Here is a 15,486-nt window from a genome sequence, read left to right as displayed (position 1 = left end):
TATAAACAAAAAAAGCCGCTAAAAAGCGGCTTTTTTAACAAGTTTATAAAATTACTATCTAGATCAACCGTGCGCTTCGGCTAAATACAACCAAGTATCAATCACAGTATCAGGGTTTAATGACACTGTATCTATGCCTTGTTCTACCAACCAAGCTGCAAAATCAGCGTGATCTGAAGGACCTTGACCACAAATACCTATGTAAGCGCCCTTCGCTTTAGCCGCTTTAATGGCTAATGAAAGTAGCATTTTAACGGCTTCATCACGCTCATCGAATAAATGGCTAATGATACCTGAGTCACGGTCAAGCCCGAGTGTCAGCTGAGTTAAATCGTTTGAGCCGATAGAGAAGCCATCGAAATGCTCAAGGAATTGGTCTGCTAACAGGGCGTTTGAAGGCACTTCACACATCATGATGACACGTAAACCGTCTTTACCACGCTCTAAACCTTGCTCTTTGAGCAAGCCGACCACTTGCTCAGCTTCTTTCACTGTGCGAACGAATGGGATCATGACCTCAACGTTTTTCAGACCCATGTCATTACGAACGCGTTTAATCGCTTCACACTCAAGGGCAAAACAGTCACGGAAAGATTCAGAGATATAACGGCTCGCACCGCGGAAGCCCAGCATTGGGTTCTCTTCTTCTGGCTCGTATCTGTCACCACCAACCAAGTTTGCATATTCGTTAGACTTAAAGTCTGACATACGTACGATCACTTTCTTCGGATAGAAAGCTGAACCGATAGTCGCAATACCTTCAACTAGACGAGCAATGTAGAACTCAACGGGTGATTCGTAACCAGCAATCATTTCGTTGATTTCAGTTTGCAGCGCTGCATCCTGTTGATTGAATTCGAGCAGTGCCTTTGGATGGATGCCGATCATACGGTTGATGATGAATTCTAAACGCGCTAGACCCACACCTTCGTTTGGCAAACGAGCAAAATCAAATGCACGATCAGGGTTACCCACGTTCATCATGATTTTCATTGGCAATGCAGGCAGAGAGTCAACACGGTTTGAAATCACTTCAAACTCTTGTTTACCTTCGTAGATAAAGCCAGTGTCACCTTCGGCGCAAGAAACAGTCACGATTTGACCATTCTTGATACGGTCAGTCACGTCACCACACCCCACCACCGCTGGCACACCTAATTCGCGGGCGATAATTGCCGCATGACAGGTACGACCGCCACGGTTTGTGACGATAGCACTTGCGCGCTTCATGATAGGTTCCCAATCAGGATCTGTCATGTCTGTCACTAACACATCACCAGGTTGGATTTGATCCATATCGGCGATTGAGGTTAATACTTTGGCTACACCAGTACCCACTTTATGGCCAATAGCGCGACCTTCACAGATCACAGCGCCACGGCTCTTTAAGTGATAACGTTCAATCAATTGCACATCTTCACGGCTACGAACCGTTTCTGGACGCGCTTGAACGATATACAATTTGCCATCGTTGCCGTCTTTTGCCCATTCGATGTCCATTGGACGACCGTAATGTTTTTCGATCACCATGGCTTGTTTGGCTAATTCTTCGACTTCAGCGTCATTGATAGAGAATTGACGACGTTTGTCAGCAGTCACGTCTTCAATTTTGACTTGTTTGCCGTGAGCAGCATCATCTGAATACACCATTTGGATGAGCTTGCTACCGATATTACGGCGCACAACAGCCTTGTGACCTAAGGCTAAAATAGGTTTATGAACATAAAATTCATCTGGGTTTACCGCGCCTTGAACAACCATTTCACCCAGACCAAAAGATGAAGTGATAAACACCACATCGTTATTGCCAGATTCAGTGTCCATAGTGAACATCACACCTGAAGCCGCTTTATCTGAACGAACCATGCGTTGTACGCCAGCAGACAAGGCAACACCGTGGTGCTCATAACCTTGATGCACACGGTAGGAAATAGCGCGATCGTTAAAGAGTGAAGCGTACACATGCTTGATCGCTGTCAGTACGGATTCAAATCCTTTCACGTTTAAGAAGGTTTCTTGCTGACCTGCAAAAGAGGCATCTGGCATATCTTCAGCTGTTGCAGAAGAACGTACCGCGAATGACGCTTCGCTAGTTTCAGCGGCAAGTTTATCGTAAGCTTCACGAATCGCTTGCTCTAATGCTGGTTGAAATGGAGTGTCGATAACCCACTGTCTGATCTGTGCACCTACTTTAGCCAGCGCATTGACATCATCTACATCCAGTGTGGCTAGAATGTCATAAATCTTCTGGTTAACTCCGCTTTGTTCAAGGAACTCGTTGAACGCATGGGAAGTTGTCGCAAATCCGCCAGGTACTTGAACACCGGCATTGGCCAGATTGCTGATCATCTCGCCTAGAGAAGCATTTTTACCGCCAACCAAGTTGACGTCACCCATGCCTAATTCTTGATACCAGAGTACGTATTGCTGCACAGTTCTATCTCCGCAAGTTTATTTCAGTGGCCCCTTCACACGAGGGCAGCGGCATTTTACACTCCTGTCGAACACGCGTAAATCTATAATTTTATTTGTAATTTTATTACTACAAGAGGTCAGTATGGCACCAAAAGTATTCTATATCTCCGATGGGACAGCGATCACAGCTGAAGTTTTTGGTCATGCGGTTCTCTCGCAATTTCCATTAGAATTTGAGTCACTTACGATTCCATTTGTCGAAACATTGACGAAAGCGGAGCAAGTTAAGCGACAAATTAATGATTGTTTTATTACAACAGGTGAGCGGCCGTTAGTATTCCATTCCATCGTAAAAGCCGAGATCCGCGACATCATCTACTCGAGTGAAGGGGTTGATTATGATTTTTTGAATACTTTTGTGGCCCCACTCGAACAACATTTAGGTGTTTCTGCCTCTCCAGTTGTACATAGAACCCATGGAAAAGCGAATCACGGCTATGAAGCGCGTATTGATGCCATTAATTTCGCCATGGATAACGATGATGGCCAGACCATGAAACATATGGATCAAGCCGATCTGGTTTTACTTGGGGTCTCTCGCTGTGGCAAAACGCCATCGAGCCTGTATTTATCAATGCAGTTTGGTATAAAAGCGGCAAACTACCCTTTCACCGAAGATGATATGGATAACCTTAAGTTACCTGAAGCACTGAAACGCAATAAGAAAAAACTGTTTGGTTTAACGATTGATCCCGTGCGTTTACATGAAATCCGTCAGAGTCGAATGGAGAATAGCCGCTATTCATCGCTCAAACAGTGCCGCTTAGAAGTCAAAGAAGTTGAAATGCTGTTTAAACGCGAACGCATTCCTTACATAGACACCACTAATCATTCCGTGGAAGAAATTGCCACTAAAATATTAGATGTCACAGGCCTAGAACGGCATATGTTCTAAGCCTAATAAGCCAAAATCAGCAAAAGAAACCGAGTGAGTTTAGTCTAAAAGAAACTAACTTAAATCAAATTCATTGCACAGTTGCCGACAATTAACGCAATTGGCACTGTGCAACTCGGTTCGATTCGTTATAATCCGAGGCAATCTGGCGAAAAGCGCCGCACGCAAGCTCGGTATTTTGAATGACCATAAAAACAGACGAACTACGCACTTCCTTATTAGCAAAAGTCATCTCACCTGCGCAACTGGCATCTGAGTTCCCATTAACTCAAGATGCAGCCGATTATCTGGTTCAGCAACGTCGTGAAGTCGAAGCCATCATTATGGGTGAAGACCAACGTCTATTGGTGATCATAGGCCCATGTTCAATCCACGATACTAAAGCGGCATTAGACTATGCTCAACGCTTAGCCGCGTTACACCAAGAATTGAAAGATGACTTGTGTATCTTAATGCGCGTCTATTTTGAAAAACCCCGCACAATTGTCGGTTGGAAAGGATTAATTTCAGATCCCGATCTCGATGGCAGTTTCGAACCAAACAAAGGTTTACGCATTGCCCGCGAATTGCTGCAACAAATCACTGAATTAAAATTACCTATCGCCACCGAATTTTTAGATATGGTGAACGGTCAGTACATAGCGGATCTCATCACTTGGGGCGCTATTGGTGCGCGCACCACGGAAAGCCAAGTCCACCGTGAAATGGCTTCAGCACTGTCTTGCCCGGTTGGCTTTAAAAATGGTACTGATGGGAACATCAATATTGCCGTTGATGCAGTGCGTGCCGCACAAGTGCCACATGTTTTCTATTCACCGGATAAAGATGGCGCTATGGCGGTCTATCGCACCCACGGCAACCCGTTTGGCCATATCATCCTACGTGGTGGCAAAAAACCTAATTATCACGCACAAGATATCGAAGAAGCGCGTCAACAGCTTGCATCTGTTGGGGTAACTCAACGTATGGTTATCGATTTCAGCCACGGAAACAGTGAGAAGAACCATCTCAAACAGCTGATGGTCGCCGATGAAATTATGACTCAAATGCGTGCTGGCAGCACTGCCATCGCAGGTATTATGGCTGAAAGCTTCTTACAAGAAGGTAATCAAAAAGTCGTTGAAGGCCAGCCACTCTGTTATGGCCAAAGTATCACCGACGCCTGTTTACATTGGGACGACTCTGAAATTCTGCTACGTAAGCTCGCAGCGGCTTCCCGCGAAAGAAAAGCACTGTTAACCAAATAAATCTGAAGTAAAATAAATCGTCCAATAAAAAACCGATCTCATTTCGGTTTTTTTATTGGAAGCATGACATTATCCTCAGTCATATGCCTACTGCAGGTTAAAGCCTGTAGTTTTCTATCTTTAACCACCATAAATCTTTATAATTCGAGCTTATTTTGCTGCATTACCTTAGGTTGCTGTATGTCGCTTACCCCCATGTCCACAAACACCGAAAATACCTCACGAATCGAAGCCGCTGAAACACCTTTTCCTGACGCGATTCAAACTCGAATTGATTCCTCAGAAGCGCGTGTGATTAAAGCAGTATTTCCCTCAATCACCAACCATCACAATACGTTATTTGGTGGTGAAGCTTTAGCGTGGATGGATGAAACAGCCTTTATTGCGGCAACTCGTTTCTGCCGTAAAACCTTAGTCACAGTGAGTTCCGATAGAATTGATTTTAAAAAGCCTATCCCAGCTGGCACACTAGCAGAACTCATCGCTCGTGTGATCCATGTAGGTAATACGTCATTAAAAGTTGAAGTCAACATCTATGTCGAAGACATGTATCAAGACCATCGAGAGCATGCCATACGTGGTGTGTTCACCTTTGTTGCGGTTGACGAACAACGAAATCCCACAAAAGTGTGGACATATGGGTAGTTTTTAGACGATTTTAAAGTATAGGTAAGCCCGTACTTTCGGGCTTTCAATTGAAACGATACGGTCCATCTTTTTCCTTGTAAAACACCGACCAAAGTCTAACAACCAGAAACATATCAAAATTTTGTCCTTATTCCTGAATAAAGCAATAGGATCCTTGATTACTTTTCTGTTACATTGAGTTCAATCTTCACGCGCACCGAACATAATCATAAAAGCCATGAAGCTAGAAAACTTAAATATTATTATCGCAGACGATCATCCATTGTTCAGAAATGCACTACGTCAAGCGCTGACCAGCGCTTTCGAGCATGCACAGTGGTTTGAAGCCGACAGTGCTGACGCACTGCAATCTGTATTGGATGTTCGAAGCGTCGATTACGATCTTGTACTGTTAGATCTGCAGATGCCGGGGTCCCACGGCTACTCCACACTTATCCACCTACGCTCACATTATCCTGAGTTACCCGTTGTGGTGATTTCAGCCCACGAGGATATCAATACCATTAGCCGTGCGATTCATTATGGCAGCAGTGGTTTTATCCCTAAATCAGCTTCAATGGAAACCCTAAAAGAGGCGCTAAGTGCGGTGTTATTCGGTGATATTTGGTTGCCTAAAGGCACTGAGATTATTGCTATCAATGACGATGCCATTGATAAAATGGCCAACAAGTTATCCGATCTCACGCCGCAACAATATAAAGTGTTGCAGATGTTTGCCGAAGGTTTATTAAATAAACAAATAGCCTACGATCTTGGCGTATCTGAGGCGACCATCAAGGCGCACGCTACCGCCATATTTAGAAAACTTGGTGTTCGTAACCGCACTCAAGCAGTTATTGCCCTTGCGCAACTCGAGATGGATAAAGTCGATTTATCTTAATCGCTAAACCCATAAAAATGCCGCTTTTATTAGCGACATTTTTATGTTTGTAAATCATCCAAGTTAACGCATTGGCAGATTTTTATCGGCAAACATTTCATCTATGAGCTGTTGATCCCGTAATGCTACGGCTTTCTCCACCACATCACGGGTTAAATGCGGCGCAAAGTGCTGAATAAAATCATACATATAACTGCGCAAGAAACTGCCCTTCCTAAAACCAATTTTAGTTGTACTGTGGGCAAACAAATGGCCAGCATCAATAGCGACTAAATCTTTATCAACATTTGGATCAATGGCCATAGACGCGATGACGCCCACGCCTAATCCTAAACGAACATAGGTTTTAAGCACGTCGGCACTGGTCGCACTAAAGACAACACGCGGCTCTAAATTGGCCCGATTGAACGCTTTCTCAATTTCAGAAGCACGGTCAAAACCAAAGACATAGGTCACTAAGGGGAAACGGGCTAAATCTTCGATACTAATCAAGCTGCCTTGATTGCGGGTCGCAAGAGGATGGTCTTTTGGCACAACGATAGAGCGGTTCCAGTGGTAACAAGGCAACATGATCAGATCTGAATATAAATGCATTGCTTCGGTCGCAATAGCAAAATCTGCATCACCGCGAGCTGCCTGTTCGCTGATCTGCGACGGTGTCCCTTGGTGCATATGCAAGTTCACTTTAGGATAGCGATCAATAAACTGACGAATTATCGTCGGTAATGCATAGCGTGCCTGAGTATCTGTTGTGGAAATATTTAACTCACCTTGATCTGGCTTAGTATATTCTTCAGACACTTTTTTGATACTTTCAACTTTACCTAAAATATCATTGGCAATGCTGATCACTTGCAAACCCGCAGGTGTGACATGGGTTAAATGCTTACCGCTACGGCCAAATATTTGGATCCCCAACTCATCTTCAAGCATACGAACTTGTTTACTGATCCCGGGTTGAGAGGTATACAAGTTTTCAGCTGTCGCCGATACATTGAGGTTATGTTTTACGACCTCAGCAATATACCTGAGTTGTTGCAGTTTCATCTTATTTCCTTGTCTCAAACACGCAAAATGCCATTAACAACTGAGCCCTCAAAGCACTCTCAGCTATAATCAATCGTTATAGTATATAGTAAAAATTAAAGCAAATAGGAATATAGAGCACAAGTCTACAGATTCATACGACAGAAATGATAACCTAGGCTAAGATAACTATGCTAGTTTATTGATTTATTGTAGCATTAGCTCAATTGGATAAATAATGGAACATCTATGTCATTCACCTTGGTTCTGATCCTCATCGGTGCGCTTTTACTGCTTGTTATCGGAATTAACGTATTACAGCAACAAAAAGAACGTGTAGAGGCTGAGCGTCGCATTGAATTTGCCCGTCAAAGAGCAATTATCGATGAAACTGAAACTGTGTTATCAAACACAGGAATGATGCCTTGTAGCACGAATATAGTGTTGGTTTTGTACCGGCGTGTACAAGATGCCTTGCAGTCTGCAACAGCGATCAGTAATGGCCAACAACAGTCAGACTACCAACGCCGCTTAGCCGATATCAATAATCAAATAACAAGCTTACAGTCTGGCCAACCTCAAACTCCTCCAATTGAGAATTTCAGACTACCCGATAATGACAAGCAAATTTTAGCGCTTGTTCAAACCTTAAAAAAATTAAAGGCGATACTCAGAGCAGAGCATAATAAAGGTAAAGTTGATCCGAGCATTTTTGCTCAAGAAGAAAGCCGCATCGACAGTTTACAGCTCAGAATTAATGTCGATTCTATGCTTTCTCGTGCCCGCGCGGCCAGCTTTATGAAGCAATATGGCTCATCAAAACAAATGGTAACCAAAGCCCTATCAACATTACACGCCATTAAGGCACAAACGCCTAATGATCCCTTCATTGGGCGTAAAGTCGATGAGGCTAAACAATTACTTGATGAAATTATGGGTGCACAGAAACAATCTGAGCCCAGTGCACCTAGATCTAAAAATGAAGAAGATGATATCGATATGCTGTTTCAACCTAAAAAGAAATGGTGATCAGTCTCTATTTGCTTACCGTTAAGTTGAATTAGCGACACATTTGCCACTCATGCTACCGCGTCATTGCGTGTAAAGTACTCAACATGTTTGAATTATTATCTATAGCAACAAATTAATATCGAAAAAATGCAAACAAAAAGCCAAGTCAAATATGACTTGGCTTTTTGTTGTTCTCTTAGCGTTAAGCTAGCTTAATCCGTCGCTATGCGCCTTTCTTGGCCTTCTTGGTAGATTCACTCACCCACTTACCATTGACGTAATGCGCAGACCAACCCGTGGCTTTACCATCGACTTCAGTCGCAACGTATTGCTCTTTCGTCTTACGGCTAAACTTCACCGCAGCCTTATTGCCTTCATCATCAGTGACTGGCGCATCCGCTAAATACTGATACTTAGGCCATAGCAGCTCACGGTATTGAACCAGTTCCTCAACCAGAGGCGCACGGGTTTCACGTGATTTAGGGAAAGTACTGGCCGCTAAGAAGATACCCGCAGCACCATCACGTAATACGAAATGGGCATCCGATTTACTGCATTTCAGTTCGGGTAAATAAATTGGATCTTCTTTTGGCGGCGCCGCCTCACCATTTTTCAACAGTTTACGAGTATTTTTACATTCCTCATTGGTACAGCCAAAGTACTTACCAAAACGACCATTTTTCAGTTCCATATCGTGACCACAGCGATCACACTCAATCAGTGGACCTTCATAGCCTTTGATCTTGAATTGACCTTCTTCGACTTCATAGCCTTCACAGATTGGATTGTTACCGCAGACGTGTAACTTACGCTTCTCATCGATCAGGTAACTGTCCATTGCCGTGCCGCAAATACTACAACGGTGCTTCGCACGCAGTGCATCTGTTTCGGCATCTTCACTGTTTTCGCTAATCGCCTCAACGCCGGGCGTGAGGTTCATCGTCGTTTTACAGCGTTCTTTAGGGGGTAATTCATAACCAGAGCAACCAAGGAAAACACCTGTCGTTCCAGTGCGGATCCCCATAGGACGACCACAAGTTGGGCACTTGATATCCGTCATCACCATTTGGTTAAGACGCATACCACCTTCTTCAGGATCCAGCTCTGCTTTTTCTAATTGCTTAGTAAAGTCAGCATAGAAACCATCAAGTACTTTTTTCCAGTCTAACTCGCCCCGAGCCACATCATCTAATGTTTGCTCCATGCTGGCGGTAAAGTCATAGCTCATCAAATCAGCAAAACTGCTCACCAATCGTTCGCTGACAATTTCACCCATTTTTTCGGCATAGAAACGACGATTTTCGACTTTTACATAACCACGATCTTGAATCGTTGAAATGATGGTTGCGTAGGTTGATGGGCGGCCAATGCCGCGTTTTTCTAATTCTTTTACTAAAGAAGCTTCGCTGTATCGTGCTGGCGGCTTAGTAAAATGTTGTTTAGGCTGCAATTCTTTTAATGCTAATACATCGCCTTGTGCCACAAATGGCAACGTATTGTCTTCTTCGTTTTTCTTCTTGAGTGCTGTTTGCACGCGAGTCCAACCATCAAAACGTAAAGTACGTCCAGTAGCCTTGAGCTCATAGTCACCCGCTTTCACGGTCAACTTAGTGGCATCATATTGTGCAGGTGTCATTTGACATGAGACAAACTGGCGCCAAATAAGCTCATATAAGCGCTGAGCGTCACGTTCCATGTCAGATAAGGTCGCTGCTTGCACTTGAACGTTCGATGGACGAATCGCTTCGTGAGCTTCTTGTGCGCCTTCTTTTGATCCGTATCGAATCGGTTCGGCGGGTAGATACTTATCACCAAATTCTTTGGCAATCATATCGCGCAAGTTTTCAACGGCTTCTTGACTCAAATTGGTCGAGTCGGTACGCATATAAGTGATATGACCAGCTTCGTAAAGTCGCTGCGCCATCATCATGGTCTTCTTTACACCAAAACCTAAACGTGTACTCGCGGCCTGTTGCAGTGTCGACGTAATAAAAGGAGCCGATGGTTTACTTTGAGTCGCTTTATCTTCGCGGGCCAGCACAGTAAAACTTGCCGCAGATAATGCTTGAACCGCAGCCATCGCTTGCTGTTCATTGATAGGATTAAAGGCAGCATCTAGATGCTTAACCACTTCCATCCGCAAAGCTTCTTGAGCGGGCGTATTGAGCTCTGCGTGTACATCCCAAAATTCTTCAGGCACAAAGGCTTTGATTTCGCTTTCGCGTTCGACCACTAAACGCACGGCAACCGACTGCACTCGCCCAGCGGATAAACCACGAGCGACTTTTTTCCACAGCAGAGGCGACACCATAAAACCGACAACTCTGTCTAAGAAGCGGCGCGCTTGTTGGGCATTAACCATGTTAGTGTCGAGTGTCGACGGTTTACTAAAAGCATCTTGAATCGCAGACTTAGTAATTTCGTTGAAAACAACACGTTGATACCGTGAAGGATCACCACCAATCACCTCTTGCAAATGCCAGGCGATAGCTTCTCCCTCACGGTCTAAGTCGGTTGCGAGATAGATTTGGTCAGCAGAATCGGCAAGTGCCTGTAACTCTTTAACGACTTTTTCTTTACCCGGCAAAATTTGGTACTTAGCCGCCCAGCCCTTTTCAGGGTTTACGCCCATACGAGACACTAGCGCTTGCTGATCTTTCACCTTTTTATATTGAGCTTTTTCTTCTGGCGACATCTTCTTAACTTCGGCAGCGGATTTAACCTTTTCATTGCCTTCTGAAGTCGATGATGTCGGCAGATCACGGATGTGACCTACGCTCGATTTAACGATGAATTCTTTGCCAAGATATTTATTAATAGTCTTAGCTTTGGCCGGTGATTCGACAATAACTAGCGATTTACCCATAGTTTAATTTGCGCCAAAAAATCTCAAGAAGGTGGAAATTGGCACCATATATAGAGGGTTGTACTGATAGTTTCAAGTTAATCCCTCTTTTATATGTACCAGCGAGTCACTTTTTAATCAAAGTTGAAAAAATGTAAAAATATAATATGCGTAATTAAAAACTAATATTTCATTATTTGCCAGCAAGCAAGAAATAGTTATGCATTTATCGTGAAAAAGTCGCTTTGAGCACAAAACCGTCCGCTTGTGCACTCGAAAAGCTTCAGTATACTGGGTTCCCTCAGGGACCATATGAACAAATAATAACTTTCCCTATCACAAGGATAAGCAATGAAGCACTTTGAAGCGAATTTTGATGGACTCGTTGGACCAACACACAATTACGCAGGGTTGTCTTTTGGCAATGTCGCCTCTCTCAGCAATGCCGCCTTAGTTTCCAACCCCAAAGCTGCTGCAAAACAAGGACTCCAAAAAGCCAAAGCACTAGCCGATATGGGCATGGTTCAAGGAATATTAGCTCCTCAAGAGCGCCCAGACCTCTATACATTGCGCCGAATTGGATTTTCTGGCTCTGATGCTAATGTATTAAAACAAGCGGCAAAAGAAGCGCCCATATTACTTAATGCCTGTTGCAGTGCTTCCAGTATGTGGACAGCCAATGCCGCTACAGTCTCACCAAGTGCAGATACACGTGACGGCAAACTGCATTTCACCCCAGCAAATTTAGTCGATAAACTACATCGCAGCATCGAGCCTTTGACAACGGGGCGCATATTAACAGCAACTTTCAGTGATCCCCACTATTTTCATCACCATAGTCACTTACCTGAGCATAATAGCTTCGGTGATGAAGGTGCCGCAAACCACACTCGTCTCTGCAATGAATACGGCCATGCTGGTGTTGAGCTGTTTGTTTATGGACAAGAAGCCACTAATCCCAATGCCCCTAAACCGCAAAAATATCCTGCAAGACAAACCTTAGAAGCGTCGATGGCAGTCGCACGCTTACATCAGCTGGAAGACGATAATTGCGTCTTCATCCAACAGAATCCTGATGTAATTGATCAAGGTGTATTCCATAACGATGTTATCGCAGTAGGTAATCAAAATGTCCTGTTCTACCACGAACAAGCCTTCTTAAATACCCAGAATAAGATCGATGAAATTAAACGTAAACTCGACACTGAGCTGTATTTCATTGAAGTGCCCACTGCGAAAGTAGCAATTAACGACGCAGTCAAAAGTTATTTATTCAATACTCAAATTATTACGTTGCCATCCGGTGAAATGGCGATTATTGCCCCAACAGATTGCCAAGAAAATCCCGCGGTATTTGCCTATTTGAACGAATTACTCACGTTAAACACGCCGATTAAGCAAGTGCTTTATTTCGACGTAAAACAAAGCATGCAAAACGGTGGCGGCCCTGCCTGTCTTCGTTTACGTGTCGCCATGAATGAAGTGGAAGTCGAAGCGGTAAATCAACACACTCTGATGAATGATGCTTTATTTACTCGTTTAAACCTTTGGGTAGACAAACATTATCGAGACAGATTAACCACCCAAGATCTTGCAGACCCTCAGCTAATCATCGAATCTCGAACAGCTCTGGATGAACTGACACAGATTATGAAACTAGGTAGCGTGTATCAGTTCCAGCGTTAATTAGGCAGATATTTAGCTTTTATATAAAACAAGGTGCCGTTGGCACCTTGTTTTACAAACTAACGAAAGACTAATTCACGACAATTGGAATATTTAAAACTTCGGTTGTCGTTCCAGCGATATCCCCATTATCACCTTTTATACCTGGTGTAGTAACGGTGACAATTAAATTCCCAGAATCAGGTTCATCACCACCTTTTAAACTAACGTCAACTTCACGACCACCATTATAATTTGTACTTGGCCAAATAATACTTGTTGAGCTAGTTACTGTAGCCCCTGACGCTTTAACATTAATAACGGAGCCTGCTGGCATTTGCTGATTATTGATATCTGAAATAGTAAAAGCTACAAAAGCTGTCCCTTTAATTCCTATATCAATCTGTTGATTGCCGGCGGCTTTATCTTGTATCAGAACATTTTCTATACGGGTTGCTATCGCAACACTCCCCGACATTACTAACACTAATGAACGGCGAACAGAAATTGATGCTTGAGGACTACATTTGACTAATGAGGCAGCTGAGTCATCACATAGAACACCACTGTACTCACCATCCGCTACATTAAAGACTCCTTGTCCAGTTGGACTTACCGGATCAATGAAATCAATGAAAGTTTCTCGATCACCTGATGCATCTGTTGAACCATTCTTTGGATAAGCAGGCGTGTATAAACCATCTTCATTGTGATCAACAAATGCCTCAGTAAGATCATAACAATCACCACTATTATCACGACCACAGTTCGTAGCTGTTCCAGCGAATAAACTAAACTCACTATCAGTGTCAAGAATATTATTACTATTTAAGTCAGCAAAGGATTCTTCGCCGATTGCAGTTGCAGTAATCGTTACTCGGCCACCATAAGGCTGACCGAAATAGTTACCATTATATAATGCACCAGCAAGATTAGTTTCAGATTTCAAATGCGCATTGGGGTCCTGAGTCTGATTACCATTTATATCAAAAAATGGTCCATTGCCATTCACACCCACAGGGCGGGGTTGCTGACTTGTCCAAATAACGGAACAAACCCCTTTTTGAGTTTGACAAGAACTTTCTATCGAACCGCCTTCAGCCGTAAATACCACTGCTGTTCCATTAGGTACAGGGTTATTAAAGGCATCGGCTAAGCGAGCCGTAATAGTGACCTTGGCACCATCATAATTCCAACCTTCAACGTTGAACACTGACGCAGATAGAGAAAAACTGTCTTGATCCGGTTTACCCGTTGAAACAACTAACACATTCGATTGGCTTGAAATTATTGGGTTAGTTCCATTTATCGTTGCAGTGACTCTGACAGTTGCAGCCACAGTACCAGAATTAACGACCGTCTGTACGTAACCTAAATTATTTGAAGTAGCAATATCAGGTGTTAATGTTAAACCTGCTGAGTCATTATTTAATTTAAAACTAACACTTTTATTTGCGACAGGATTACCATTGGTATCTAACACTCTGAAACGTAATGTGGAGGCTTCATCACTTCCGGTTCCTTTAATACCAATATTTTCAGGTATTGCATCAACAAATACGACACTCCCTGCACTCGCCGACATCACTGTGATGCTACCTGTAGCTGACAGATTTTTACCACCCACATCCGCGGTCACCGTAATATTGTCAACACCAGCACACCCTTTGGCAAGATAAGTACTCGTTGCTTGTCCGCCAACGGCAGTAACGGGGCTGCTAATTATCGCTTCTGGTGTAGCTTTATTCGAACAAGTTGAAGCAAAACGAACATCTACAGGTTCAGTGAAAGGATTACCTTTATCATCTTGCAATAAAATTGAAATTGTCGCAGTACCACCAGCGGAAAGCGTTAATGCACTCACATCAGCCTTACCCGAGATGAAAGGAGAACCGCTGCCCATTAACACGTTGGTAGCGCCAACAACAAAAACCTGTTCGCCGTTTTCACCAGTATTTAATGATGCTTTTGCAGTACCAGCACCAGGCGTACTTCCCGCATATAAGTTAACGCTTGCTTTACCATTGGCATCTGTGATGGCCGTCTTGACGGGTAAATCTCCAATAGTGGTATCGAAGGTAACAATCGCAGCTTTAGTCAAACCTATAACGGTTGCCGTTAATACACCAGGTGTTGTCGACGTGATGCTATCAATTGAATTTCCAGCAATATCTGTCAATTTCAGGCTCACTTGAGGACCATCACCTGCATCACCACCATCGCCTTGGGTATTGAAAGAAATATCGGCAGTAACTGTGCTTCCACTTGCAGATGTGTAAGTGGCGGTAATTTTACCTGAACCTAATTTGTTTCCAGGTAAGACATTAATAAACACTTTACCATCTGCATTAGTGACACCACTATCTGGAGTTAGAGCTCCTTGTCCATCTATACTGAAGACTATTCGCGCACCAGCAAGAGCACTCGCATTCTTAGTTAAAGTCGCATTCAACTTTCCAGGGATAGCATTCGAAATATCTGTTATTGCCTGTCCATCTGAATTAACTAATTCTAATTTAACAACAAATTTATCAGATGGCGGAGTACCGGAACCATCATCAGAGATACTGCCTCCACCACCACATGCTAATAATAAAAGCGAACACAATCCTGCGAGAAAAACCTTATACGCTGACTTCATTGTCAGGCTCCCTGTTACTCTGATGATAATACCTAAGCGAGACGCTTATTACTTATAGGCTAACATTACACAATTTTCACGCAACTTTCCCATAACTATCTTATTTTATTTCGCAAATCTGATAAATACTTTAACATTAATTGTCATTTCATC

Annotated in this window: 10 protein-coding genes; 6 read left to right on the top strand and 4 right to left on the bottom strand. The window is 43.3% G+C overall.

Annotation, left to right across the window (positions count from 1 at the left end; translation table 11 throughout):
- Positions 1-63: 63 nt before the first annotated feature.
- Entirely contained in the window at positions 64-2,433 is a 2,370-nt protein-coding gene (gene ppsA, locus L5M28_RS07790; RefSeq protein WP_028759726.1) for a phosphoenolpyruvate synthase, read from the bottom strand.
- A gap of 124 nt (positions 2,434-2,557) precedes the next feature.
- Between ppsA and L5M28_RS07785 the strand changes: the two genes are divergently transcribed.
- The 4 genes from L5M28_RS07785 to L5M28_RS07770 all read left to right on the top strand — a co-directional run bounded on the left by L5M28_RS07785 (position 2,558) and on the right by L5M28_RS07770 (position 6,145).
- Positions 2,558-3,370 carry a pyruvate, water dikinase regulatory protein gene (locus L5M28_RS07785; protein WP_028759725.1) on the top strand — a complete coding sequence of 271 codons (813 nt, stop codon included), beginning with the start codon at positions 2,558-2,560 and terminating at the stop codon, positions 3,368-3,370.
- Between the two features lie 182 nt (positions 3,371-3,552).
- Complete coding sequence (locus L5M28_RS07780) at positions 3,553-4,617, top strand: 3-deoxy-7-phosphoheptulonate synthase (RefSeq protein WP_028759724.1); 1,065 nt, start codon at positions 3,553-3,555, stop codon at positions 4,615-4,617.
- Between the two features lie 180 nt (positions 4,618-4,797).
- Positions 4,798-5,262 (top strand): acyl-CoA thioesterase, encoded by a 465-nt coding sequence (locus L5M28_RS07775; RefSeq protein WP_168825401.1) that lies wholly within the window; start codon positions 4,798-4,800, stop codon positions 5,260-5,262.
- Between the two features lie 220 nt (positions 5,263-5,482).
- On the top strand, positions 5,483-6,145 hold the full coding sequence (locus tag L5M28_RS07770) for a response regulator transcription factor (RefSeq protein ID WP_263195972.1): 663 nt from the start codon (positions 5,483-5,485) through the stop codon (positions 6,143-6,145).
- 63 nt (positions 6,146-6,208) lie between these two features.
- Here the strand turns inward: L5M28_RS07770 and cysB are convergent, their stop codons facing one another.
- Complete coding sequence (gene cysB, locus L5M28_RS07765) at positions 6,209-7,192, bottom strand: HTH-type transcriptional regulator CysB (RefSeq protein WP_028759721.1); 984 nt, start codon at positions 7,190-7,192, stop codon at positions 6,209-6,211.
- Positions 7,193-7,420: 228 nt separating this feature from the next.
- Here cysB and zomB point away from each other — a divergent pair, with 228 nt between their 5' ends.
- Positions 7,421-8,200 carry a flagellar motor control protein ZomB gene (gene zomB, locus L5M28_RS07760; RefSeq protein WP_263202972.1) on the top strand — a complete coding sequence of 260 codons (780 nt, stop codon included), beginning with the start codon at positions 7,421-7,423 and terminating at the stop codon, positions 8,198-8,200.
- Between the two features lie 205 nt (positions 8,201-8,405).
- On the opposite strand, the gene topA is transcribed toward zomB, so the two are convergent.
- Positions 8,406-11,048, bottom strand: a complete 2,643-nt coding sequence (gene topA / locus L5M28_RS07755) for a type I DNA topoisomerase (RefSeq protein ID WP_105252683.1) — start codon at positions 11,046-11,048, stop codon at positions 8,406-8,408.
- Positions 11,049-11,378: 330 nt separating this feature from the next.
- On the opposite strand from topA, the gene astB reads away from it, so the two are divergent.
- Positions 11,379-12,713 carry an N-succinylarginine dihydrolase gene (gene astB, locus L5M28_RS07750; RefSeq protein WP_263202970.1) on the top strand — a complete coding sequence of 445 codons (1,335 nt, stop codon included), beginning with the start codon at positions 11,379-11,381 and terminating at the stop codon, positions 12,711-12,713.
- 70 nt (positions 12,714-12,783) lie between these two features.
- Here the strand turns inward: astB and L5M28_RS07745 are convergent, their stop codons facing one another.
- Positions 12,784-15,333, bottom strand: a complete 2,550-nt coding sequence (locus L5M28_RS07745) for an Ig-like domain-containing protein (protein ID WP_263202968.1) — start codon at positions 15,331-15,333, stop codon at positions 12,784-12,786.
- Positions 15,334-15,486: the final 153 nt, after the last annotated feature.

The organism is Shewanella sp. SW32, from assembly GCF_025653365.1.
GTDB classification, from domain to species: domain Bacteria; phylum Pseudomonadota; class Gammaproteobacteria; order Enterobacterales; family Shewanellaceae; genus Shewanella; species Shewanella oncorhynchi.
This window is presented reverse-complemented; position numbering and strand designations above follow the sequence as displayed.

What these genes read in the sequence shown, in the direction of transcription:
- zomB (WP_263202972.1), top strand. Translation starts at nt 7,421, where the DNA reads ATGTCATTCACCTTGGTTCTGATCCTCATCGGTGCGCTTTTACTGCTT.
- L5M28_RS07780 (WP_028759724.1), top strand. Translation starts at nt 3,553, where the DNA reads ATGACCATAAAAACAGACGAACTACGCACTTCCTTATTAGCAAAAGTC.
- L5M28_RS07770 (WP_263195972.1), top strand. Translation starts at nt 5,483, where the DNA reads ATGAAGCTAGAAAACTTAAATATTATTATCGCAGACGATCATCCATTG.
- L5M28_RS07745 (WP_263202968.1), bottom strand. Translation starts at nt 15,333, where the DNA reads ATGAAGTCAGCGTATAAGGTTTTTCTCGCAGGATTGTGTTCGCTTTTA.
- astB (WP_263202970.1), top strand. Translation starts at nt 11,379, where the DNA reads ATGAAGCACTTTGAAGCGAATTTTGATGGACTCGTTGGACCAACACAC.
- cysB (WP_028759721.1), bottom strand. Translation starts at nt 7,192, where the DNA reads ATGAAACTGCAACAACTCAGGTATATTGCTGAGGTCGTAAAACATAAC.
- L5M28_RS07785 (WP_028759725.1), top strand. Translation starts at nt 2,558, where the DNA reads ATGGCACCAAAAGTATTCTATATCTCCGATGGGACAGCGATCACAGCT.
- topA (WP_105252683.1), bottom strand. Translation starts at nt 11,048, where the DNA reads ATGGGTAAATCGCTAGTTATTGTCGAATCACCGGCCAAAGCTAAGACT.
- L5M28_RS07775 (WP_168825401.1), top strand. Translation starts at nt 4,798, where the DNA reads ATGTCGCTTACCCCCATGTCCACAAACACCGAAAATACCTCACGAATC.